This window comes from Dendronalium sp. ChiSLP03b (assembly GCF_034531165.2).
Lineage (GTDB): Bacteria > Cyanobacteriota > Cyanobacteriia > Cyanobacteriales > Nostocaceae > Dendronalium > Dendronalium minutum.
Genome location: NZ_JAVRBR020000148.1, coordinates 1 through 22942 on the forward strand (window position 1 = coordinate 1; position 22942 = coordinate 22942).

The 22942-nt window shown below is 43.2% G+C and carries 23 protein-coding genes; 8 read left to right on the forward strand and 15 right to left on the reverse strand.

What is annotated here, in order from left to right; genetic code table 11:
• Positions 1-318: 318 nt before the first annotated feature.
• The 8 genes from RMY31_RS34320 to RMY31_RS34355 form a co-directional block, all read right to left on the reverse strand.
• On the reverse strand, positions 319-1605 hold the full coding sequence (locus tag RMY31_RS34320; RefSeq protein ID WP_322664635.1) for an APC family permease: 1287 nt from the start codon (positions 1603-1605) through the stop codon (positions 319-321).
• Between the two features lie 192 nt (positions 1606-1797).
• Complete coding sequence (locus RMY31_RS34325) at positions 1798-2751, reverse strand: NAD-dependent epimerase/dehydratase family protein (RefSeq protein ID WP_322664637.1); 954 nt, start codon at positions 2749-2751, stop codon at positions 1798-1800.
• Complete coding sequence (locus tag RMY31_RS34330) at positions 2748-3890, reverse strand: GNAT family N-acetyltransferase (RefSeq protein WP_409879286.1); 1143 nt, start codon at positions 3888-3890, stop codon at positions 2748-2750. Before RMY31_RS34330 ends, RMY31_RS34325 begins: the two co-directional genes overlap by 4 nt.
• Before the next feature lie 250 nt (positions 3891-4140).
• The gene (locus RMY31_RS34335; RefSeq protein WP_322664641.1) at positions 4141-5727 is read right to left on the reverse strand and encodes a B12-binding domain-containing radical SAM protein; all 1587 of its coding nucleotides are present in this window, start codon (positions 5725-5727) and stop codon (positions 4141-4143) included.
• A 37-nt stretch (positions 5728-5764) separates the two neighbouring features.
• Entirely contained in the window at positions 5765-6595 is an 831-nt protein-coding gene (locus tag RMY31_RS34340; RefSeq protein WP_322664643.1) for an acyl-CoA desaturase, read from the reverse strand.
• Positions 6596-6647: 52 nt separating this feature from the next.
• The gene (locus RMY31_RS34345; protein WP_322664645.1) at positions 6648-8027 is read right to left on the reverse strand and encodes an amidohydrolase family protein; all 1380 of its coding nucleotides are present in this window, start codon (positions 8025-8027) and stop codon (positions 6648-6650) included.
• Positions 8028-8068: 41 nt separating this feature from the next.
• Complete coding sequence (locus tag RMY31_RS34350) at positions 8069-8431, reverse strand: Mpo1-like protein (RefSeq protein WP_322664647.1); 363 nt, start codon at positions 8429-8431, stop codon at positions 8069-8071.
• Positions 8432-8549: 118 nt separating this feature from the next.
• Positions 8550-9029, reverse strand: a complete 480-nt coding sequence (locus RMY31_RS34355) for a sterol desaturase family protein (RefSeq protein WP_322664675.1) — start codon at positions 9027-9029, stop codon at positions 8550-8552.
• Positions 9030-9202: 173 nt separating this feature from the next.
• On the opposite strand from RMY31_RS34355, the gene RMY31_RS34360 reads away from it, so the two are divergent.
• A complete protein-coding gene (locus RMY31_RS34360) occupies positions 9203-10888 on the forward strand; it encodes a GH3 auxin-responsive promoter family protein (RefSeq protein ID WP_322664649.1) in 1686 nt (561 codons plus the stop codon).
• Here the strand turns inward: RMY31_RS34360 and RMY31_RS34365 are convergent.
• Positions 10863-12047, reverse strand: coding sequence for an MFS transporter (locus tag RMY31_RS34365; protein ID WP_322664651.1), 1185 nt, complete (start codon positions 12045-12047; stop codon positions 10863-10865). The two genes, RMY31_RS34360 and RMY31_RS34365, sit on opposite strands and share 26 nt — an antisense overlap.
• Positions 12048-12210: 163 nt before the next feature.
• Between RMY31_RS34365 and RMY31_RS34370 the strand changes: the two genes are divergently transcribed.
• Positions 12211-13284 carry an aromatic ring-hydroxylating dioxygenase subunit alpha gene (locus tag RMY31_RS34370; protein WP_322664653.1) on the forward strand — a complete coding sequence of 358 codons (1074 nt, stop codon included), beginning with the start codon at positions 12211-12213 and terminating at the stop codon, positions 13282-13284.
• Between the two features lie 302 nt (positions 13285-13586).
• Positions 13587-14867: an aminotransferase class I/II-fold pyridoxal phosphate-dependent enzyme gene (locus tag RMY31_RS34375; RefSeq protein ID WP_322664655.1), complete on the forward strand. Its 1281-nt coding sequence runs from the start codon at positions 13587-13589 to the stop codon at positions 14865-14867.
• Here the strand turns inward: RMY31_RS34375 and RMY31_RS34380 are convergent.
• The gene (locus RMY31_RS34380; protein ID WP_322664657.1) at positions 14857-15012 is read right to left on the reverse strand and encodes a hypothetical protein; all 156 of its coding nucleotides are present in this window, start codon (positions 15010-15012) and stop codon (positions 14857-14859) included. The genes RMY31_RS34375 and RMY31_RS34380 overlap by 11 nt on opposite strands.
• Positions 15013-15154: 142 nt before the next feature.
• Positions 15155-15436: a DUF427 domain-containing protein gene (locus RMY31_RS34385; protein ID WP_322664659.1), complete on the reverse strand. Its 282-nt coding sequence runs from the start codon at positions 15434-15436 to the stop codon at positions 15155-15157.
• Between the two features lie 35 nt (positions 15437-15471).
• Here RMY31_RS34385 and RMY31_RS34390 point away from each other — a divergent pair, with 35 nt between their 5' ends.
• Together RMY31_RS34390 and RMY31_RS34395 are read left to right on the forward strand one after the other, a co-directional pair.
• Positions 15472-15663 (forward strand): hypothetical protein, encoded by a 192-nt coding sequence (locus RMY31_RS34390; RefSeq protein WP_409879291.1) that lies wholly within the window; start codon positions 15472-15474, stop codon positions 15661-15663.
• Between the two features lie 142 nt (positions 15664-15805).
• Positions 15806-16021: a hypothetical protein gene (locus RMY31_RS34395; RefSeq protein ID WP_322664661.1), complete on the forward strand. Its 216-nt coding sequence runs from the start codon at positions 15806-15808 to the stop codon at positions 16019-16021.
• A 289-nt stretch (positions 16022-16310) separates the two neighbouring features.
• Here the strand turns inward: RMY31_RS34395 and RMY31_RS34400 are convergent, their stop codons facing one another.
• Positions 16311-17999: a caspase, EACC1-associated type gene (locus tag RMY31_RS34400; protein ID WP_322664663.1), complete on the reverse strand. Its 1689-nt coding sequence runs from the start codon at positions 17997-17999 to the stop codon at positions 16311-16313.
• Positions 17992-18390 (reverse strand): hypothetical protein, encoded by a 399-nt coding sequence (locus tag RMY31_RS34405; protein WP_322664665.1) that lies wholly within the window; start codon positions 18388-18390, stop codon positions 17992-17994. Before RMY31_RS34405 ends, RMY31_RS34400 begins: the two co-directional genes overlap by 8 nt.
• Positions 18391-18495: 105 nt before the next feature.
• On the opposite strand from RMY31_RS34405, the gene RMY31_RS34410 reads away from it, so the two are divergent.
• Together RMY31_RS34410 and RMY31_RS34415 are read left to right on the forward strand one after the other, a co-directional pair.
• Positions 18496-18669: a hypothetical protein gene (locus tag RMY31_RS34410; protein WP_409879294.1), complete on the forward strand. Its 174-nt coding sequence runs from the start codon at positions 18496-18498 to the stop codon at positions 18667-18669.
• 459 nt (positions 18670-19128) lie between these two features.
• Positions 19129-19347, forward strand: a complete 219-nt coding sequence (locus tag RMY31_RS34415; protein ID WP_322664667.1) for a hypothetical protein — start codon at positions 19129-19131, stop codon at positions 19345-19347.
• Here the strand turns inward: RMY31_RS34415 and RMY31_RS34420 are convergent.
• Complete coding sequence (locus RMY31_RS34420) at positions 19338-19979, reverse strand: Uma2 family endonuclease (protein WP_322664669.1); 642 nt, start codon at positions 19977-19979, stop codon at positions 19338-19340. The two genes, RMY31_RS34415 and RMY31_RS34420, sit on opposite strands and share 10 nt — an antisense overlap.
• A gap of 176 nt (positions 19980-20155) precedes the next feature.
• On the opposite strand from RMY31_RS34420, the gene recQ reads away from it, so the two are divergent.
• The gene (gene recQ / locus RMY31_RS34425; RefSeq protein WP_322664677.1) at positions 20156-22312 is read left to right on the forward strand and encodes a DNA helicase RecQ; all 2157 of its coding nucleotides are present in this window, start codon (positions 20156-20158) and stop codon (positions 22310-22312) included.
• Positions 22313-22425: 113 nt separating this feature from the next.
• Here recQ and RMY31_RS34430 read toward each other — a convergent pair whose 3' ends face one another.
• Positions 22426-22602 carry a hypothetical protein gene (locus RMY31_RS34430; protein ID WP_322664671.1) on the reverse strand — a complete coding sequence of 59 codons (177 nt, stop codon included), beginning with the start codon at positions 22600-22602 and terminating at the stop codon, positions 22426-22428.
• Positions 22603-22942 lie beyond the last annotated feature (340 nt).

Sequence of the window (22942 nt, forward strand, 5' to 3'; positions counted from 1 at the left end):
GACTGGAAACGAGATAATCTGCTAAAAGCTTTTTCTAGACTGGCTTTAACCTGAAGTTGACATTAATGGGCATTGCGCCACGACTACAGATGTGGATTAAATAGATCAGGACTTACGCACTCAGATCCCCCAACCCCCTTAAAAAGGGGGCTTTAGAAGTTCCCCCCTTTTTAAGGGGGGCTAGGGGGGATCTAGGTTTCAGGCTTCAGTGCGTAACTCCTAATATTTTTTTCATTTACTTAGAGGGCATTGCGGAGTGAAAGTATGAATTAGCCTCACGCAGAGACGCAGTGAACCAGTTTTTCATTTAAATTGTCGTCAAGACACTGCACGTCGAATTTTGTGCCAGATTAAGCCAGCAACAATTAAGCCTAAGCCGACTTGCCAAATAACAGACTCTACCCAGAAAGCCAGGAATAGGCAAGACGCAAAACCTACCCAACCAACCCACACAGGATAAAGTCGCTCAGATGCATTGAGTCGCAGGGAGGCTAAATTGGTAATTGCGTAGTAAATTAAGACGCTAAAGGCACTAAACGACCACGTAGTTTTAACATTGCCTAATAATACTAATAGAGCGATCGCTCCCCCAACTACTATCACTGCCCAGTGTGGAGCTGTCTGCTGTCGATTGAGACGTGCTAAAAATCTGGGAGCATCGGAACGTCGTCCCATTGCCAGTAAGACGCGGGATAAGCCCAAAATTAAGTTCAACAGCACACCCAACATGGCTGTCACTGCACCAATAGCTAAGACTAAGGCAGCGCTTGAACCTCCAACGCTACGAGCTGCCACTTCTAGGGGTGCTGCTTTCGTTTGTCCTACGGAATCACTCAAGACATCTACACCCACAGCCCCAATACCAACTGTTGCCACCGTTATGTACAGCAACATCGTTAGTGTTAGACAGACAATCATCGCTTTCGGTATCGTTTGCCTGGGGGAACGCGCTTCCTCCCCCATGGTGGCAATGCGACCATAACCCGTGTAAGCGACAAACATCAGGGCGCTAGCATGGAGTACCGCTCCTGGGGAACTGGTAAAAAAAGGTGTCAAATTGTCAAGTCCCACCTCAGCAGTACGCGGCAGACAAATCAGGATAAAAAATCCCAAAGACAGCAGCGTTACCGACACAATTACAGTATTGGCAACATGAGAGCGGCGGATACCACTCAATACAATTAGCGTCATTATTACTACAGCCAAGAGAGCTATAGGCACAACCCAATTGGCACTTAAACCGACAATATTCAGCAAGTACCCAGCAAAACCCAAGGCTGCCGTCGCTGCCGAAGCTGTCTTTGCTACCAAAAACATCCAGCCTGCTGTAAAGCCAAAGGCGGGGGTGAGATATTTATACCCATATTCATACGTACCACCACTGACTGCATGATTAGCTGCTAACTGCGCGCTATTGAGTCCGTTGCAGGTAGCGACGATCGCGCCTATTGCCACTGCTAAAATTACCGCAGGCCCAGCAATTCCCGCTGCAATACCAATACTCACAAATACACCCGTACCGACAATCGAACCCAGTCCCATCAGGGTTGCACCAAAAACCCCTAATTCTCTTTGCAGTTGGGGTGGTGAATTGGTAACGGACATTGATTCTCCCTGTATCTAAATTATGGAGGTGTAATGTTCATTGCTGAGGATATCATTACAGACATTGAACATGGCGTATAGAAAAAGACATTTAATGTGCGTTATTTCAAATAGACAGAAAGACGCGGGGACGCGGGGACACGGGGAAAACGAAGACAAGGTAAATAATTCTTCACTTCTGCCTCCTTTAATTCAGCCAATTAACTCAAGTAAAGTTTCTGAAGTTGAGCGAGGATGCCAGTTGAGTTCATTGCAGGCTTTGGTGGCATCTACTCGAACGCAACGGTCGTAAATGTAGTGAACGCGCTCCCGACTAATGGGTGGTTGCCATTTCAACAGCTTTCCTATGGGAGTGAGTAAGTTTCCTGCAAACCTAACCAGAGGTTTTGGAACTTCACGAGGGACTGGAATGCCTGTTTCTTTGGAGATAATCTCAAACATTTCCCGGCTTTTTAGCTCGCCAGCAGAAATGATGTAATGCCCTCCGACAGTACCTTTCTCTGCTGCTAAAATCATCGCCGCGGCTAAATCGTCTACATGCACGATACCAGTAATGCGATCGCCACCTGCCCACACCTTTAATCTTCCTTTAACAAATTGCTGCATCACTGGCCCAAAATGAGGGTCATCTGCACCAAATATTCCTGAAGGCAGAACGCTGACTACAGGAAGCCCATCTTTGGCAAATTTATCTACTAGTTGTTGAGCTTGATACTTTGTGCGATCGTAAGCAGAGGAAAAGTTTTTCTGCGTTCTTCGGAAGGTTTCATTGATAAGTTGACCTTTTGTATCGCCAAATATCCCAATGGTGCTACAGTACACTAATTTGGATATACCAACTGCTTGGGCTACTTCCAGCACCGCCCGCGTACCTTCAACATTCACCCGTTCCATTTCTAGCTCATCGACAATTCCTAGCTCTACATAAGCAGCAGTGTGAAAAACTGTGTCTACACCAGTCATCGCTGTTCTTAATGCATCTCGGTCAGTGATATCGCCGTAAATCAGTTGCACGTTGCGATCGGAAAGACGTGCTAAATTACTAGATTTTCGTACCAGTCCGACAACAGTTGTGCTTTGCTTTTGTAGAGCTTTTACTAAGTGAGAACCTGTAAATCCATTGGCTCCTGTAACTAGTGCCTTCATAAGACTTTTTCGTAAATTCTATAGGTTTTATAAATTTTGCCACCAGCGGCTTCGATTAATTTACGTGAAGGAAAATTATCTTCAAAAACCCAAGAAAGCTCCGCTCTTTTATAGGGTTTGCCTTTTTGTTTTCCACCTTGCATTCCCAAATAAATCAAAGCTAAAGGAACCATTTTTCGCCGATACTCTGGTAGAGAACAAATAGCAATTACGCGTCCGCGATCTATTTGGCGGCGATACCAAAGAAACTTAAGAATTCCCAACCAATTTAATTTTCCATTAACTTGTTTTAGCGGAATGTTGTAATCAGGTAAACCCATCCAAAAGCCGACCATTTCGCCGTTATATTCCGCAACTGGGAATACATCAGGGTCTATCAAATCCCGCAAATCTTTGGCTTCTTCTAAAAATTCTGCCTCGCTGCGTGGTGTTGAACTCCAGTTAGGGGCAAAAGCACGATTAAAAAGCTGATAAATACTTCTGGCATCTCGTTCAAATGCTTCACCTTTCGTTGCAATTGGACGAAAGTTAACACCTGATTTACAAGCAATTCGATAAGCTTTCTCAAATTCTGGTGGTAGAGGTTTATCTAAAGGGAAATCATAAGCATAAGCATCCTTGGCTTTATGCCAATTATCCCGCTCCATAAACTCTGGATAATAAGGTGGATTGTAGGGCATCATCACCATTGGCGGTGAGTCAAATCCATCGACTAAAAATAGACAATTATTGTGGGTAGAAAAATCAATCGGGCCACGAGCTACAGTCATACCTTGCTCTCGCAGCCACTTGCAGGCAGTATCTAGCAAGGCTTGGGCAACAGTAAAATCTTGAATGCATTCAAAAAAGCCAAACAGACCAATATTCTGAGCTTCACGTTCAATCAGGCGTTGATTAACTGCGGCAACAATCCGTCCTACTGGTTGAGAATTTTCTTGAGATACAGCAATAAACTGTTGCAGTTTACCGTAATTCAAGAAGGGATTAGCTGGTGTAAATTGCTTGGCTATGCTGCTTTGGATAGGCGGCACCCAGTAGGAATCTTTGGCATAAATCCGCGCAGGGATATCAAGGAATATTTGATTATCTGCTGTAGATGTAACAGGTCGAATGTCAAATTTGGCTGTTTGAGTAATCACCTGATTTAAAATTTCTGATATAGATTCATATAAGAGATTAACTAACAAGCTGTAATGCTACATGTCTAATCTTAGTAATAATTAATGTTTGATAATGTCTTCTTGACAACTTTCAAAGTTAGAGAAATCATGTCTGCGTAAATAATTTAACATGCATTAAAGTTACATCTGCTAAGTCTTGAGCATGTTTTTGGTATACGAACGATGATTTCTCTATAAGTACTAATCCTCAGATGAATGTAAATGATACCTACAAAAAAGCGACCTTTTTCTCTTCAATAGTCTGAGTTTTCAAATTTGCTTCTTCTGTTGCCAAGAATTGATCCAGTTGCTCTTCGATTTGAGCGCGGACAATTTGGCGGTAATCTACAAAGTGTTCAAAGAGGGCGCAATTAGTTATGTATGATTCCAACACGCCAGGATTATGAGAAATAATTGCAAATAACTGATGCCAGAATTGAAAGCGTGTACTGCGCTTGAATCCTTGTCGCCAACAAACAATCGCCAATGCTCGAATATCCTTGAATTCTGGGATACGGAATTTCTTTTTGTTAGGGCTTGGCTTCATTGCCATGAAATGCCGAAAAACTCGTGCCAGATAGCGATTCGGTTCATACAGTTCCCAAAAGCATCTCACATACTCGCGGGCTAGTTCCTCTAAAGGACGAGTAGGGATAAAATTGGTTAGCGTTGTCTGGTTGATGTTAGCTTCTTCATTTAGCAGACGGTCTTCCTTCTGAAGTCGCTGCCAGAGTGCTGTGTTGGGAAGTGCCTGAAGCATACTGCACATTGCTTGCGGAATAGCAGTCGCTTCCACAAAATCAATGATGCGATCGCCAGCTCCTGTCTTTTCACCATCGAAGCCAATAATAAAACCAGCCATAACGCGCAAACCTGTCCGATTAATTATCTGGACTGATTCCATCAAGGAATGACGGGTATTTTGAAATTTTTGCGTCAACGTCAAACTATCTGTATCCGGTGTCTCAATGCCCAAAAATACGGCGCTAAAGTTGGCAGCAATCATTAAATCCAGCAGTTCCTCATCCTGTGCCAAATCTACTGAGGCTTCAGTTGAGAGGCGGAAGGGATAGCCATGGGCTGCCATCCAAGGGCCAAGTTCGCGCAGCAACAGCTTGACATTGCGCTTGTTACCGATGAAGTTATCATCGACTACAAAAACTGAACGCCGCCAGCCTAGGTCATAAAGAACTTGCAACTCAGCTAATAGCTGCGCGGGTGTTTTGGTACGTGGCTTCCGCCCGTAAAGCACAATAATGTCGCAGAACTCGCACTGAAACGGGCAACCCCGCGAAAACTGTACAGACATATCACTGTAAGCTTCTAAATCCAGCAGGTCATATCTGGGAATCGGTGTGCTAGTGACATCAGGCTTTTCTCCTTTGGCGCTGAATACTCCTTTTGTTTCGCCCCGTTCTAGAGCCTCAACTAACATTGGTAGAGTAATCTCGCCTTCATCCAAAACCAGAAAGTCCACTCCTGCTGCTTCGGCTGCTGTTGGAACAGAAGTTAGGTAAGGGCCACCCGCCACAACTAGTTTGCCTCGGCGTTTGGCCTCGCCGATCGCCTGCAACATATCTGATTTCTGGACAATCATACCGGAAACAATTACCAAATCTGCCCAATTCCAATCCGCTTCCGTTTCAAAGCGCACATTGCGGTCTACTAAGCGAAACTCCCAAGTTTGAGGCAGGATAGCCGCAACTGTAATCATTCCCAAAGGTGGGAATGAAACTTTACGGCCGATGAGTTCCAGGGCTTTGTCAAAAGACCAGAAGGATTTAGGAAAAAGCGGATATAGAAGTAAAACTTTCATGGTCTTATCAATCCTCAAAGCATCTGTGTTGCGATATCTACCTCGCCCGCCCTACTTCGGTTCTGTGCAACCTGACCTTAGTGACCAGTCTGAATACTTGTAGAAGTCGAATCGCTATCCAGGTAATATCAACTTCCCACCACCGCAAACCGTGACGAGCAGAATGTTCAAAAGCATGGTGATTGTTATGCCAACCTTCACCGTAGGTGAGTAGGGCAACCCACCAACAATTGGTTGAGCGATCGCCAGTATCATAAGTTTGGTAGCCAAATTTATGACAAGCACTGTTGACGAAACAAGTGCTGTGAAACCCAACAAACAAGCGTACAAAAATTCCCCAAAGTACGAAAGGTAAGCCGCCTAGCAAATAAAGCAGGATGCCTAAACCTACCTGCATTGTAATGTAGTGGTTGTGGCAGAACTGATAAAACGGATCGTTGGCAATATCTTTGGTCAAGCGAGGAAGTTGTGTTTTTGTGGGGATATCATGCATTAACCAACTAATATGACTCCACCAAAAACCCTGATTAGAGTTATGAGGGTCTGCTTGCTTGTCTGTATGCAAATGATGTGCCCGATGATAGCCTACCCAACCAATAACTCCTCCTTGACCTGCTAGTGTGCCGCAGAAAATTAGAAAATATTCGAGCAATTTGGGAGTTTGCAGACTCCGATGGCTCGCTAAGCGATGGAAGCCCAGAGAAATTCCTAAACTAATTGTCATCCAGTGCAAAAATACTGCTACACCTACCGCAGCCCAACTAAAGTTACTGGGAAAAAGTGCTAGTAAAGCTGTCAAATGAAGCGCACCCGTAAAGAAAATAACATTCCAACGGGGGCGAGGTAAATGAGAAGTTGCAATTGTCATTAAGTCCTGGGCTGGAGACAAATAGAGCTAAAAAGAACTAGCTAAGGAGCGCTTAAGTTGACACTACCATAGGTAAGGATTGGCGCAGGCGATCGCCATACAGCGCTAGAGCATTACCACCTAACAAAAGTTCTAAATGCTCTCGGTCATAATCAGCAACTGTTGCGGCATCTTGAACGCAGTTATGGAGTACGCCATCCCAGTGACCATAATCACCAGAGAAGCAAGCCAGGCGCTTACCGACTTCGCCCATAGCAACGTGAAGATAACCAGGGCCGGGGTCATCTGATTCAAAAGAGGTAAATATCTGACCGCGTTCAAAGTACTCTAAAGGATCTCGGTGACGCAGGTCGTAGTGTTCGTACAAACTCGCATCTTCTATTTTTGTGGGGTCGTGTTGCACATTCCACAATAAATCGAAGAGATTTTTAGCTTGGCTAATCAAGTTGATATTGTTGTGGGTGCCTCTTTCTTGAATCATCAGCTTGGTGAATTCCATCAAGGAAGGGCGATAGGGATTTTTGGGATCGAAGTCACGGATGCGTTTTTCCCAATGTTCGTGAAAGGCATGGGCTAAATCTGGTACCCAACCGCAACCGCCTTCTAAAAAGCCTACCCGCAGTGTGGGAAAGCGCTCGAAGGCTCCATCAAAGACCATACGTGCTAAAGCCAGTTGTTGCTGGTTCCGCTGCACGAAAATGTGGGTCAGGACAAACGTTTCGGTGTGATCGGAAATACCACCCACCATGTAAGAACCAGGGCCACCGTGAATGCCAAGTGAGATGTTGAGGTCTACGGCTGCTTGTAATATTGGGTGAAAGTCAGGATGGCTAATTGTTTTGCAGGTGCGAATTTCTGGAAAAGCTTCTGGTGCTTTGGGATGGGGAATTGGCAAGTTAGGAGCAACGGCTACGCCAATCATGCCAAGTTCATTAACACAACGATGCATCTCAGCAACCGCAGCGTCTACATCCTGTAACGGTAATACACCAATGGGTTTGAGGCGATTATTGTACCCCTTACAATCGTCAGCAATGTAGCTGTTATAGGCGCGACAAAGAGCGATCGCTAAATCTTTATCTAGTAAGCTGGAAAAGACCAAATTCAATGTGCCATAGATCACCTGAACATCAATGCCTTCGGCATCCATATGTTCTATTCGCACTTTATTGAACATTGCCCCCAAAGTTGTATCTGGATGCAAGTTGCGAAAGCCGCCTTTCCCCATGCCCTGCGGTTGAGGAAACATCCGCATAAAGTCATTTTTACCGGTTGCCGGATTGAAGTCGATGATGCGCGCCCGTTGATCTCCTAGGCTGTCAATTACTAGACCGATGCGATCGCGATACTCCGGTTCTAGATAATCCCGCATTACCAAGGGATTTTCTAACTTATGAGCATCAGCATCAACTACTAGTATGCCTTGATACATAAATTCTACTCCTGAAAATTTTTATAGCGTTCAGTTATCAGTTAAACTTCTCTACCACTTGGCAAGTTTTTTTGCAGAGAACTGATTCCTGAAGCTGTTTTTTGCTTGAAGTGTTCCCAGACTTGGCGCAGACCAAACCAGTTCTCAAAAGACCACGACATTGAGACTAAGATGGTGATTCCCGGATATTTGACAAAGGCGGGTTCATTTTTCTCGAAGACTGCATGTCCGCCTAGGGCAAAAACTTGGGTCAGCACCAAGCAAACGAGTGTAAGTCGCCAATCGTAGAACAAAAAAACAGCAGCCGCGATCGCCAGCACATTGGTTAAGTGATGCAAAATCTGATTGATCGGATGTTGATGACTGGCAACAAAATGGGCTTTTGCCTCTTGAAAGTAATTCAAATTGGTTTTTCTCCAACTGCACCTAATGAGGATAATTAGCAGCATTTCCGGAACAGTATCACTAAGTTTTTAGTGATAGTGCTATTAGAAACAAAAGTTTTTATGTTGTGGTAATAGTTTACCACCACCGGAGTTGTAAATAACCCCGTTCGGGTCGCGTCAGTTCTTCTTGTGTCAACCATTCTACAAGTTTATATGTGCCAAAGACCCGATCCCACCAGTCTACGGCTAAACCAAAGTTGTGATGCCACATTCCATACTTGTGGTGTACGTAGTGAACGGGCATTTTCATCCAGAAGCATTTGGTTGGGTTATCGTGCTGTAGCTGATGGGCATAAGCTGAAAATGCAGCATAAACTAGTCCACCTAGGAACCAACCAATTCCCGCTTCCCAAGAGAAGAAGAACATCAAAGCCATTACTAAAAAGCTGCCTCTGATGTAGTCTCGAAATTCCCACAGCACTCCTTGTCCTTCATTACGGCGATGATGGTCTCGGTGACGTTCGCCAATGCGCTGTGATAAGTGCATCAAGCGATGTAGCCAGTATTCCACTAAACTTGCTAAGACAAATGCTAAGGCAAAACAGGCGATTCCCATAGAAAGCTTCGCTAACAGAAGCACGAATCCTCCTCCGTACAGTTTTTCAAATTTAATCTATCACTATTTACAACTGTTGCTACAAACAGTTCTCAATTAATGTAAATTCACTACATACGTAGCATCAGCTTTTTAATCTTCGTAGTTACAAGCTTTGATTTTGCAAAACCTCAATGACAAATTTTTTAGTTTCACTGTTGACCACTGTTGCTAGACAAGTCAAGGATAATTTCGTTCATAAAACCCGTCAAACCGATGCGGTGCAGGAGCAGTTTTTACGCAAACTTTTACGAGCTTATCAAAATACTGAATTTGGCCGCGAATATGGATTGAGTGATATTAAAACTATCGAGCAATTTCAAAAGCAGATTCCGATTCTACCTTATAGCAGCTATGAATCTTATACCGAACGCATTGCTCGCGGGGAAACAAACATTCTGACAGCCGATCCGGTTGTGTATCTAGCCGTAACCAGTGGTTCCACAGGGAAAAAGAAAACGATCCCGACCACGAGGCGATCGCAAAATGTTGTCCGAGCAGCTACTCTCACCAGTATTGGTTTTTTAAGTGAGGCACTCGCTAGACAAAAACTCCAGTTTGGCAAACTATTAGTAACTAACTCAGTAGAACTGGGGGGACGCACAAGCGGTGGTATAAGTTACGGCCCTGCTAGCACTGGTGTCCTTCGCATGGATAAGCGACTTTATAAGCAATTCTTTGCCAATCCTTACGAAACTCTACAGCCTGGGGATAGCCTAACCCGCCACTATGTTTGTTTGCTATTTGCCTTGCGTGAGGTGTCAATGCGAGGAATGATAGCGAATTTTCCCATGCTCATCCTGCGAACGAGCAACTATTTAGAGCGCTATGGTTCAGATTTGATTCGGGATTTAGAGCAAGGAACTATCGCACCTTGGTTAGAACTCAAACCAGAAATTCGCGCTCTTTTAGAGCAACAATGGTCAGCATCTCCGAAGCGAGCCGCTCAATTACAAGCAATTTTGAAGTCAGAAGGCCGACTGACTCCTAAACTCGTATGGCCGAATCTTGCCTTTATCGCCGCTGCACGGGGAGGAACATCGGATTTTTATTTTGAGCGATTTCCAAGCTACTTTGGCGATACTCCCATATTTGGGGCGGCTTATTCATCGGCAGAAGGTATGTTTAGCATTTACCCTGATGTCAACCAGGATGGCAGCGTCTTGGCGATTGAAAGTAGTTTTTTTGAGTTCATTCCAGAAGGCCAATGGGAGGCAGAACATCCCAAAACTCTACTAGCTACTGAAGTTCAGCCAGGAAAACTTTACCGCATCTTGATGACTAACTATAATGGCTTCTATCGTTACGATATTGGCGATGTCGTTGAAGTTGTGGGTTTTTACGAACAGGCTCCCTTGATAGTATTTCGCTACCGTCGAGGTGGATTGCTGTCTTCTACTTCTGAGAAGACAACTGAATTTCACGCTACACAAGTGATGCAAGCCCTACAACAAGAATTTGGCTTACCTTTGGAGGATTTTTGTATCACTTTGTCTGAGAATGAGTTCCCCGCTCACTATTTAGTAAATATTGAACTCGCCCCCGGACAGGCACTCAACAATCCTCAAGCTTTTTTAGCTAGCTTTGACAACAAGCTCAAGCAAATAAATTTATACTACGGTTCCAAGCGCCCAGATCAGGTGCCTGCTCCCCGATTGCGAATTTTAGAGGTGGGAAGCTTTGCGATCGTCCGCCAACGGCAGTTGCAAAGGGGAATGCCTGATTCTCAACTGAAATTTCCTCACATCAGCGAAGACCGAAATTTTCTTGCAGGACTAAGGGTCGAGCAAGAAGTTAGGCTTCCGGAGGACTTGGTTTAACTAATAAAGTTGTTGTAGCAACTAGGATTAGCAACAGCCCTGCCATTAAAGATATACTTGCTGCTGTGTAAAATACCGATTCTAGACCGCTATGAGTGAGTACTACCCCAAGTAGTATGGGACAAAAGAACTGTCCTAAAAAGCCTGCGCCTGTTCCCGCAGCTAACACGCTCGATCGCAGTTTTGCTGGAGCTACGTTAGCAAGAGCGCTGTAGAGATTGGGTACAACAATGCCAAATCCAACACCAAAAAGCACCGCTGTCAATATAATCAAATTGATTTGACTCAGTAATGGGATTGTTCCCAAAGTCACCGCCATCAATCCGAAGCCGATTGCTGTAGAACGCTCTACACCTATATTTTTAGCGAGCTGACTTGCTCCAAATGCCGATACACCCGCAGCACCGATTGCCCTTGATGCCAGAACCACACCGTTGAGCATGGTTCCAGCGCCAATCTTTATTTTCAGATAGAGCGGTGCGTAGATAACTACGCAAGACATGGCAATTGATGCCAAACTTAGAGTGAGTAATAACCACAGTACATAAGGATGGCCTAAAACTTGGCGCAACTTTTGGGGTGGTTCCACTGTTTTCGCTTGCGTCTGTAGCGATCGATTTTTGCGGAAAATTGAGGCTGTAATGAAAGCTAGCGGCAAGCCCAATCCGTAGAGATAGAAGGTAAATTGCCAGTGAGTTGCACCTACCCAGCCACCCAGTAGGGGAAAGAGAATACCAGCAATTGTTAGGGCACTAGTTGCTTGACCCAAAGCTTGCGATCGCGCTTCCCCTTCATACATACTTGCCAGCAAGCCTAGACTAGCCGCTGCAATTCCACCACTGGCAGCGCCAAGCAATGCCCGCGTCATTAATAAAGGCCAAAAGCTTTCCATGAAAGCTCCCGCAATCCCAACCAAGGCGTAGACGAGTAGCGAGGGGATCAAGACGCGTAACCTGCCAACCCGATCTGCCAAGATGCCTAACAGGGGGCTGAATAAGGCTATAGTTAAGCAATGCATATTCACCAGGATGCCTGCTAACCCAGGATCGAGGCGAAGTTGTTGCACCATTTCTGGCAAAATCGGAGCTACAACGCCCCCTACCATTGTGGTGAGAGAGCCTACCAAAAGCAGCACTAACAGCTTGAGATCGCGTATCATCTATGAGACACCTGAAACATTCGGCAACTAAAACCTAGGTAGACAAGTCACCATTAGTGAAAAGCCTTTGTAATGCCTGCATTTATGCTGACAAGATGATTGACTTAAGAAATACTGTAAGTTTAAGTATTATAACAGAGACAGGCAATAGAAGTTCGAGCAAATGGAACTAGCCACGACCTTAAAAAGCCAGAAAGTTCAGAACCATGTCCGCGAGGTAGGTATTAACCCGAATTACTGGTATGCAGTTGGTTGGGCAAGCCAACTCCAAGTGGGCGAGATTGTGTCAGTGATGATTTGGCAGCAGGCGATCGCTGTTTACCGGGATGCCAACGGTCAACTTCATGCGTTGGAGGATGCTTGTCCCCATAAGGGTGTAGCACTGCACAAGGGCAAAGTCCAAGGTTGTCACTTGGCTTGTCCTTATCATGGTTGGGAATTTAATGGCAGTGGAGATTGCGTCAGTATTCCTTATCTAGCTAAAGAACAGAAGCTACCACGCGCCCAAGCCCGCAGTTATCCAATTCAAGAAAAATATAATATCATTTGGATTTTTCCTGGAGATCCCACCCTAGCGATCGCACAAGAGCCACCCTGCATACCAGAATTTGACCAACCTGAGTTGCTAATGGTACCGATTAGTGCCCACTTTCAGGCACATTTTTCGATATGCAATGAGAACACCATGGACGTGTTTCATGGTTTTTTGCACCAAAACTTGCAAGGTTGGTTCGATCCAGTTTTATTGAGTTTGAAAGAAACAGAATCAGCGGTTTCGGCTGAATATGCAGTTTCCTATAAAGGTCGCATGGCGCAATTTTTAGGTTTGAGCGATCGCGCTGATGAAGTGACAACTTTACCTGTATGCGTGCAATATCGCTACCCTCACTATTACACTTCTTTACAGGGAGTTTCCAGTTTATACTTAATGCGACTACCAGTAAGTCCTACCGAAAGTCGGTCTTTTGCCTTGTTCTTTTTCAAAGTTCGCCTACCCATATGGATACTTAACCCCCTAAAACCACTGCTACGAGCAATGCTTTTGCGCTTTGTGTTGCCAAAATTTTTAGCCCAAGATATTGAAATGATCGAGAGCGAACAGCAGACCTATCTAGCTAATCCTCAACGTCGTTATGTCGAAATCAACCCGGCAATTATAGCCATCCAGCGATTAATTATCCGGCAGTATGAACAATTTATGCAACAATCAAGTCAATCACAACCGAATGGAAACTAAAACTTAAAAAATACCTCTAACTCTGTTGGCGATCGCCTCTTTTCAAACTGAATCTAACTAAAAGAAATCGAATCAAATGAAGCTAACTGTATTAGCGCCTCCCATAACAAATCCATTGCATAACCATTATCAGGATGTAATTAAATGTCCCGGCTCACAAGCAAAATGTATTAATAAACACTATTAGCTCTGATTTTATGTAGCTTTTTATGATAGCTGCATAACGAATATAGAATCCGCAAAAGTATGCTTTTGAGGCAAAGGCGAGAAGCCATCTCAGAGAAGGTGACAGGAGTAAACTTGTGAAAATTATCAAAGAATATGTCCAACGCTGGTACGAGAGTGGACTCGATCCAGATGAGTATATTTGTCTGCAAAAACAAGGTAATTTAGTTGAGATAGAAGAAGCAACAACTGGCGAGCGCCGAACAGTTCTTAACTTTTGTACGAATGATGTTTTAGGGCTAGTTCAAGAAGAAGCTGTCAAGCAAGCTGCTATTGATGCAATTCTCAAGTATGGAACGTCTAACAGTTCCTGCTCAGTCTTGAGTGGTCGTATTGACCTGCACCAACAACTAGAAGATGAGATTTCCGCTTTTAAGCATTTGCCCCATACCCAGCTATTCATGAATGCCTGGATGGCAATGCAAGCCTTAATGGATGCTTTCTGTCACTTGGCAATCCCAGTACCAGGATTTCAGCATACCCAAGAGACTTTGATTCTCACTGATGTCCTGAATCATGGCTGTATTGTCTCTGCTGTTGTCAATGCTGGAACTCGTTCTGGTAAGGTATTTGGTCATAGCCCTCGCGTCCGAGTCAAAGCATACCGTCATTGTGATGTCGCAGATTTAGCTCGCAAACTGCATCGGTATGCGCGACCCAACGATCGCATTATGGTAATCTCGGATGCAGTCTTCTCAATGGACGGCGATATTGCACCCCTACCACAGATGTTGGATGTGCTGCACAATTACGAAGGCAGCGTACTCGTGATGGATGAGGCTCATGCTAGTGGGGCAATTGGCGCAACTGGTAGAGGGATTTACGAACATTTTGGTATTTTACCCTCTGATGCCATTGCGCGGGGCGTAGTGCCCTTGATTATGACAACTTTCTCTAAGTTTGCCGCCTCAGCCGGAGCTGCCATCAGTACCCATGTTGCAGAGTTGAAACCACTATTGAATGTTTCTCCGACTTCAATTGGCACAATTTCTTTGCCACCACCACTGACTGCTGCGGCCTTGGAGAGTATTCGTCAAGTTCGCAAATATCCCGAACAAGTAAAAAGACTTCAGGATAATACGCGGTATTTGCGATCGTGTCTAACCGATCGTGGTTTTGTGGCGATTGGCGAAACCAATGTTGTGCCAGTGATTTTACCGCCAGAAATCAATCCCAAGATGTTTGCTAGACAAATCATGGAAGACCACGGTATTTGGGTATCTCCAATTTGGTTTATTGCTAAACCCAGGATTCGGATTACAGTCAATGCTCTTCATACGCGAGAAGATATGGAGCGTTTGGTTACAGGAATGGTAGCAACTCGCAACTTATTGTACAAACCAACAATTAGTGCATAGCTAGCTTGAAAAAGGCAGGAGGTGAAGCAGTGCGGTCTTGGGGGTTTCCCCCATGAGCAACTGCTGTTAGCGCAGCGTTAGCGACGTTAGGAGCGTCACCCGAAGGGCAGATGGCAGATGGCAGAAGGAAAGAAAAGTTTTTCATCTGTCTTGGTGTACATAGTTAATGATGGCTACTTTGTAATTGTTGACTGATAACTATTAACTGTATCAATCTATATTCTGACTTCTAACTCCTGTACGGGCGCAAGACCTTGCGCCCGTAATGAACGGCAGTTTCTTCAGGCCTATTCGACTTTTACACCTTTCCAGAATGCGACATATCCCTCAATGTTCTTAGCTTTTTCCTTAGTGCTGGGATAGTACCAAGCCGCATCTTTGTTGACTTGACCATCAACATCGATACTGTAGTAACTGGCAACGCCTTTCCACGGACAAGTAGTGTGGGTATTACTTTCTTGAAAATACTGCTTGTTAATGGCATCAGCAGGAAAATAATGGTTGCCTTCCACAACTACGGTGTCATCGCTTTCGGCTAAAACTGCGCCATTCCAAATTGCTTTCGGCATAAATGATTTTGTGAATAAAGTTTACATATAACATTTTGACATTTCTAAGTGAAGGCAGAAGGCAGGAGGCAGAGAGAAGTGCGGTCTTGGGCTTTGCCCCTTCGGGTTCAGCAGTTCGGACTCGACGGGAACCGCCAAGATTCCGACTGCCTCACCAAGTGGAGCAACTTCGGAGAGGCAGAAGGGAAAAACCAGTTGATGACAGGGTTTCACAGGTTGACATTTAATATTTAATTATGTCCACCTCCACCTACTTATAGCTTTCTATAGCTTTCTGCTTTGGGGATTCTAATTAGTGCCAAGCTTTTGCGAAAGGGTATGTGTGAAAATTGAAGTAATTTCTACATCTACCTAGTTTGTAGTGAATTTATGGTATCTGTGACGCTGACGGCTGTTGTAACTGCGATCGCCTCTATACTTTGGACTAAAGCACAAGAGAAAATCGGCGAAAATTTTGGCGATACTGTATGGACGCAAAGTGGCAAGTTAATCGAAAAGCTTCAACAGAAGAATAAGTCATTTGAGCATGAGGGGTTTGGGATTGCTTCACTTTCTACCCTACGAGTTATCCGAAGGAGTAGGTGATGACTGTAACGGTTGAAGGGAAAACGCAAGGTGAAGAAACCTTCTCCAAGACAAATGAGACTACCTTGAGATGAGTAGGAAGCGACTGACGAAGAAATAGAAAAAGTGGCATCGCAGTTTATTTTTGCTAATTGTTACAACCCGCAAGTTGCTAGCAGCGTACTACAAGCAAAACAACATTGTCTCTTTTTTGCCCGGAAAGCCACAGTGCCAGGTAAGGTCAACGTAGAAACCGCAAGGCTTCGTGGAAAATGACTAGTTTGTGAAGATTCACAATTTTCTGTAAGCCTTATATGTTACAGTTACCAAGTCTGGACACGAGAGAAGAGATTCCCTTCTCCCCTAAGTTTTCCAACCTAAACTTCACCCAGTGTTGTGCCCTAAAAGGGAGGTGACCTTTAGGAGCATTAGTGCCATATTCTATATCTTCCTTGCTTACCCAACCACCTAAGAACCATTTTCCCGATATTTGCCATCCTACACGAGTGTAGAAAACATTCCACTTTCGTCCTACTTCTAGCCAGATTTTCTTCTGCACACTAAAGCCATGTCTTCCGTTGCTGTATTTTACCCACAATTGGTCAATCGTGCGTAAGTCAGTGCAGGGAAATTTTTCAATTGAATCGATATCAAGCCAGCCTTCTTTTTCTCTGCGAGCAGCTTTTAGCATCACTGCTCGAGTTTCTTCATCCGCTTCTTTCCACTCTCCAGCTTTGAGTAAATCGCGCAACCGCCCATAGTCTACACCTTTATCAGAGGCTAATCCATTATTTGGTTTTTGGTGAATTTGTAAATCCTTGGCTTCCTCAAGAAAAGCATCAACATCAAAGGCTACAACTTCCTTTTTTTGCAGTTTCTCCAATTCTTTCGCTTCCTCAAGAAAAGCATCAACATCAAAGGCTACAACTTCCTTTTGTGCTTTTTTAGTAGATTTGATCTCTAACTCAATCGACGCTACATCCTCATCTCTAAGACCTAAAATATCTTGCTGGTAATCCTTAAGTATCCTCAGAGTATGTTCATCCAGAGGATATTTTTGCTCGACAGCCTTTGCAAAAGCTTGTTTATAGCTTTCTAAGTTTGCAAACCGTCTACGGAAAGGTTTTAGGACTTCGGTTTCTATTTGCTCGGCTTCTTCATCTGTGAGTCCAAATATTTTCCGTTTTGGCTTTAAGACTAAGAAAGCAAATTCATCAAGTTCACCATTTTGAGCATATTGTTCAACTAGCTTGCGATACTCTGCCTTTGGATTCTTTGGGGCATAAGCCAGTAAAATATTGTATCCTTCCTTATCCAGAATGATTTCTGGTGTCATCTTAGGCTTCACTGCTTGAACTTTTGCCTTAGCGTAAGCGTGCAGTTCCTGTACATGAATATTGCCATCATTGTCTGTGTCTGCTGCGCCTGTCTCAATTCCCTCAACTAAATACTGAGTGTAGAGCGAAAGTATTGAACCTTCTTGTTCAAACGAAGTTTGAGTTGCACTTGAAGACGTGAGAACAACTCGTCCCTCCGCGCCTAACTGCTTTTTGAGATCTACATCCACACTTTTTGTTCGCCAACCTTGAACGATCGCACCACTGTAGCAAGCATCTAAAATTAAAACTTGCCGTCTAGCATAGCAATTGTTTGATTGTCCTTGGATGAAATTTGCGTCTACAGCAGTAGCTTCAAAATCGTCTTTAGCTGTATTTCGAGTCGCTAAATAGAGATGATCTTGATCGTTAGTAATACCATGACCAGAGAAAAAGAATAATACTAAGTCGTCTTTAGAAGCTCCTTTAAACAACTTTTGAATTGCTTTTCGCATGGTGATGGCATCAGGATTCAGCAGCCGTTCAACCTGCTCAAAACCTCCCAGATTTGGGTGTTGTAAAACTCGTTGTATAGCTTCCACATCATTGAGTGCAGATGACAGAGGAGGGATACCTTCACCGTACTCACTGACTCCAATCAGCAGCGCTATCTTCTTAGCCATTTTTGCCGTCACCCATTGCAGCCAAAAGGTCTTTTACTATTCTCTCACTCTCTAATAGCTCTCGTTGGCTTTTTGCTTCAATGTTGACTTCTTTATCTCCAACTTTGACACTAATTTTCATCGGCTTGTCACCCAGGCGATCGCCCAAAAAGCTTAAAAAACCTTTGACGTTCTTTAGATTCACCTCAGCCGTCAGCACTCCTATCAAAGTGGCAAACCCTGGCTTGCTTCCCGCTTCTGGGTTCAAATCTTCGGCGCGATCAGCCTTCTCTACCTCATCCAGATCACGAATTTCCCACAGCAGCTTGCTAGCTATTTTTTGCCGTCTTTCATCATCAAACTCTGGATCGTCAACGGCAAAAGTAAATTTAATAGTTGGTTCGCCTGTCATCGTCAACTCCAAAGTCGCGTTATATATATGGGAATACACTACACCTTAAAATTCTACGATTTAGTATAAAAAAAAGATAGTTTACAGAAGATGTTCAAGTAAAAAATGTTGCTTTTTCACAAAAGTCGATTTGCGAGGGTAAAAACTTTAAAGGATTCTTCGGCGTTTGATTATAACTACTATAATATTTTCTGGAAATGTGTCCAGAATATGCATTACTTAGATTTTTGTCAAGCTTCGATCAGTCTAATGTTGCTACTCGTGCAATGCAAAGCTTAAAGAGAATCCTCTTCACAAGAATAATTTAAGTACTTTTGCAGCAGCTACGTTACAGATAAAGTTCTCGTGGTAACAACAGCTTGTCCATTTGTTACCAACACAATTTGTTTCGTTACGAATGCTTATCCGTTAGTAACGAAAACTTGTTCGTTCATTAACAACACAACTTGTTTGTTTCAGAATGCTAATCCATTAGTAACAAAAACTTGTTTGTTCATTAACAACACAACTTGTTTCGTTACGAATGCTTATCTATCCGTGGCAAATCTTATGTTGTCGTTACCACAGCTTAAGCACAACTTATCAATCAACTTGTGTCGTTACCACAGCTTGTTTATTTGTGGCAAATGCTTATGTTGTGGTTACTACAGCTTAAGCAAATCTTATAAATGATGCGTAACAAAACTTGGAACGCTGTAAAGGTCATACTAATTAGTGAAGGCGATCGCATTCAAAAACATGAAAGCAATTGAAGTTAAAGGAACTGTCAATGAACTGGGTCAACTTTCTTTAGATGAACCGTTGACTTTGGCAAAACACAGCCGCGTTCGGGTAATTGTACTCATAGCGGAAGAGAATGAGGAGGATGAGGAAGTTGCCGAGTCTGCAAGCGAAAGTTTTCGTCAGGGTTGGCACGATGCTATGAGCGGAAATATTATACCTATTTCTCAACTGTAATTTCTAGCTTGTTCAAATTGGTCAATAGCTTCAATGTCATCTGAAATCTGGACACATTCTTCTAATAAAGCAATATTTAGTTCTGGCAATAATTCACTTGAGGTAATCTCTTCATAGCCGTAGGTATCTAATAACTCAGATGGTGTTTGTTCCCGTAAATGGTAAAGTCTGAGTCGATTAAATTGCCAAATCCAAACTTCAGTAACTCCTAAGCGGCGATAAATTTCTAATTTATCAATACTCCCACTGGTAATGTTCACCTCTATAGCTAAGTCTGGGATATTTTTCTTCTCGCCAATGCAGTAACATTCATCTGGCTCAACCCCAGCTTGCTTGAGTTGTTTTTTAATAGTTGAACTCCCCATTGGACTGAATCTAATTCGCTTTGAGTAGAGATAGCGTTCTATCAGAATAGCCAAACATTTTTTAATATTTTCATGTCTGATAGACGGTGACACAATTTCTAAAATTCCATCTAAATAGGTAACACGGTAATGAGAGTTATCTTCTAGTTTGGCTAACAGTCCTTCATACATTTGCCAACTTACACCATTCGTGACAAACTTTTCTTCTGGGTCATCAATTTGTGCAAGTTCTGAATCGTCTAAGAGTTCTTTCAGGCTGGTGACCATTATTTTTTGTCTCCTAGTAAAGTTGTGCTAGTTTCTTTAGGTCATGCCTAAATTATTTTAGCTGAGAGATTAACTCACCTAGAAGCGCAGAGAGGATGTAGTAAATCATTTGTGCTTTTATAATGCTGGTATCTTCATCACTACCCACGCAGAACGCACCCAAAAAAGCGATCGCTATGCTTCAGTATCCCAATCTCGAACAAGCGCTAAAATATCACTTCGGTTACGACAGGTTCCGCCCTGGACAGCGTCAAATTATTGAAGATGCGCTGCAAAATCGAGATTTACTGGTAGTGATGCCGACAGGTGGGGGTAAATCTTTATGCTTTCAGTTACCAGCGCTGATTAAAAAAGGCTTAACGGTGGTGGTATCGCCGTTAATTGCTTTAATGCAAGACCAAGTGGAAGCACTGCGAAATAATAATATTAGCGCCACATTTCTCAATAGTAGTTTGAATGCTTATAAAGTGCGATCGCGTGAAGATGCCATCCTCAGCGGTAAGGTTAGATTACTTTACGTCGCCCCTGAACGTCTCCTCAGCGAAAGATTTCTGCCATTTCTGGATTTAGTACATCACCAAGTCGGCATTTCTACTTTTGCCATTGATGAAGCGCACTGTGTCTCTGAATGGGGACACGACTTTCGCCCAGAATATCGCCAGTTGAAATCTCTGCGGAAACGCTACTTGGATGTCCCCACTATTGCCCTCACCGCCACAGCAACAGATCGCGTTCGTTCTGATATCATCCAACAACTAGGGCTAAAGCAACCTAGTATTCACCTTGCTAGTTTCAACCGTCAAAATCTTTATTACGAAGTCCGTGCTAAAAGCAAACAAGCTTACGCTGAATTATTAGAACTGATTCGAGATCGCGAAGGTTCGGCAATTATTTATTGTTTAACGCGCAAAAAAGTTGATGAACTCACGTTTAAACTGCAAAATGATAAAATTTCCGCTTTGCCTTATCATGCTGGGTTAAGTGATGAAGAACGCACAACAAATCAAACTCGATTTATTCGCGATGATGTGCGTGTGATGGTGGCAACAATTGCCTTTGGGATGGGAATTAATAAGCCAGATGTGCGGTTAGTAGTTCACTTTGATTTACCGCGTAATTTGGAAAGTTATTATCAAGAATCAGGTAGAGCGGGAAGGGATAGTGAGCCTTCGCGTTGTACACTGTTTTTTAGTTTTAGTGATATTAAAACCATTGAATGGAGTATTAATCAAAAAACTGACCCCCAAGAACAATTGATTGCCAAGCAACAACTGCGGCAGGTAATTGACTATGCTGAAGGTACAGACTGCCGACGTACAATTCAACTTGGTTATTTTGGGGAACGTTTTGCAGGAAATTGCGGTAACTGTGACAATTGCCGTCATCCAAAACCAGTGCAAGATTGGACAATCGAAGCGATGAAATTTCTATCTTGTGTGGCGCGGTGTAAAGAAAGATTTGGGATGCTGCACATTATTGATGTGCTGCGGGGATCAAAAAACCAGAAAATTAGCCAATACGAACACGACAAACTTTCTACCTATGGCATTGGTAAAGATAAAAGTTTAGATGAGTGGCGAATGTTGGGGCGTTCTCTCTTACATCAAGGGTTACTAGAACAAACTAGCGATGGTTACTCTGTTTTGAAACTAAATGCCCTAAGTTGGCAGGTAATGCGGCGACAGCGTACAGTTTCGCTGGCGGTTCCCGTAGTACAAAAGATTAGTTGGGAAGAAGGAAGCGAAAAAGCTGTAGAGGCAGAAATATTATTACAGAGGTTGCGATCGCTCCGCAAGCAACTTGCTGATGAACAGTCTGTGCCACCTTACGTTGTCTTTCCAGATTCTACCTTGAAATTAATGGCGCAAGTACAACCTCAAACCTTAAGCGAGTTTGGTAAACTCTCTGGCGTAGGAAGTCACAAACTTACTCAATATGGCAATAAATTCCTTGCAGAAATCAAAGGCTATCGGCAAGAACAAGGTTTACCAGAACAGCAGGATAGTTCCACAGCCTTTAAAAATTTACCTACTGACACTGAATTAACGACATTAAAGTTGCATCAACAAGGCTTAAGCATTGCCGAAATTGCCCAAAAACGCAACCTCAGCCCTTCTACAATTTTCAATCACCTTTCAAAGCTAATTGATAAAAAACAGCCTGTAGATTTAAATCAATTAGTGCCAATCGAACATCAACAAAAAATTTGGCAAGTTTTTGAAGTTCTCGGTGATATCTCCCTCACACCAATTAAAGAACAACTTGGTGAAAGCTATACCTTTGATGAAATTCGCTTAGTACGGGAAAAGTGGCGGCGTGAAAATCGTAAGTGATTTTATGTTCGTAATTTAAATTTTGTAAAAGCGATCGCCCTGCACCACAAAAATAACTATTTCTCCTCATCAGGGCGATATCTAACGATTAGACACTGTATGTTTGCGCCTTATCAAGCAGCATCTACTAAACTAGGAATTTCAGAACTGGACTCTTGTGATGTTACGGCGGACTGCGATGATTTAATAGCTTTAGCTTTGGCAGCTAGAACTACAGATAGCAGTTTGGGTAAAGCCAGACAGGCAAGAGTATTTAGTAGCGTCAGTAATATACTATCTGTCAAACTCATATATCACCATCTCCATTTAAAATTCGTACTTCCCATATAGTTAGTTTGAATCAAAATGAGTGCTATTGGTTACATATAAAATTTTGATTTTCTTTTCTGGTATATAAGTTAGACAAATATATATTTATTCTGATAGAAACTATTTATTTACGTATATGCATAAAGATATATAGGACTTGTATTTGATTTTTAAAATATACGTAGTGGCGTGTCAAGGCTAAAGTAGTGCAATAGAAAAATTCGATTATGTGTCTAAACTTCAATTTTTCAGAGATTTTTAATGCAACATTTTAGCCTTGCCATGCCACTACTGGCATGGCAAGGCTAAAATAGTGCAATA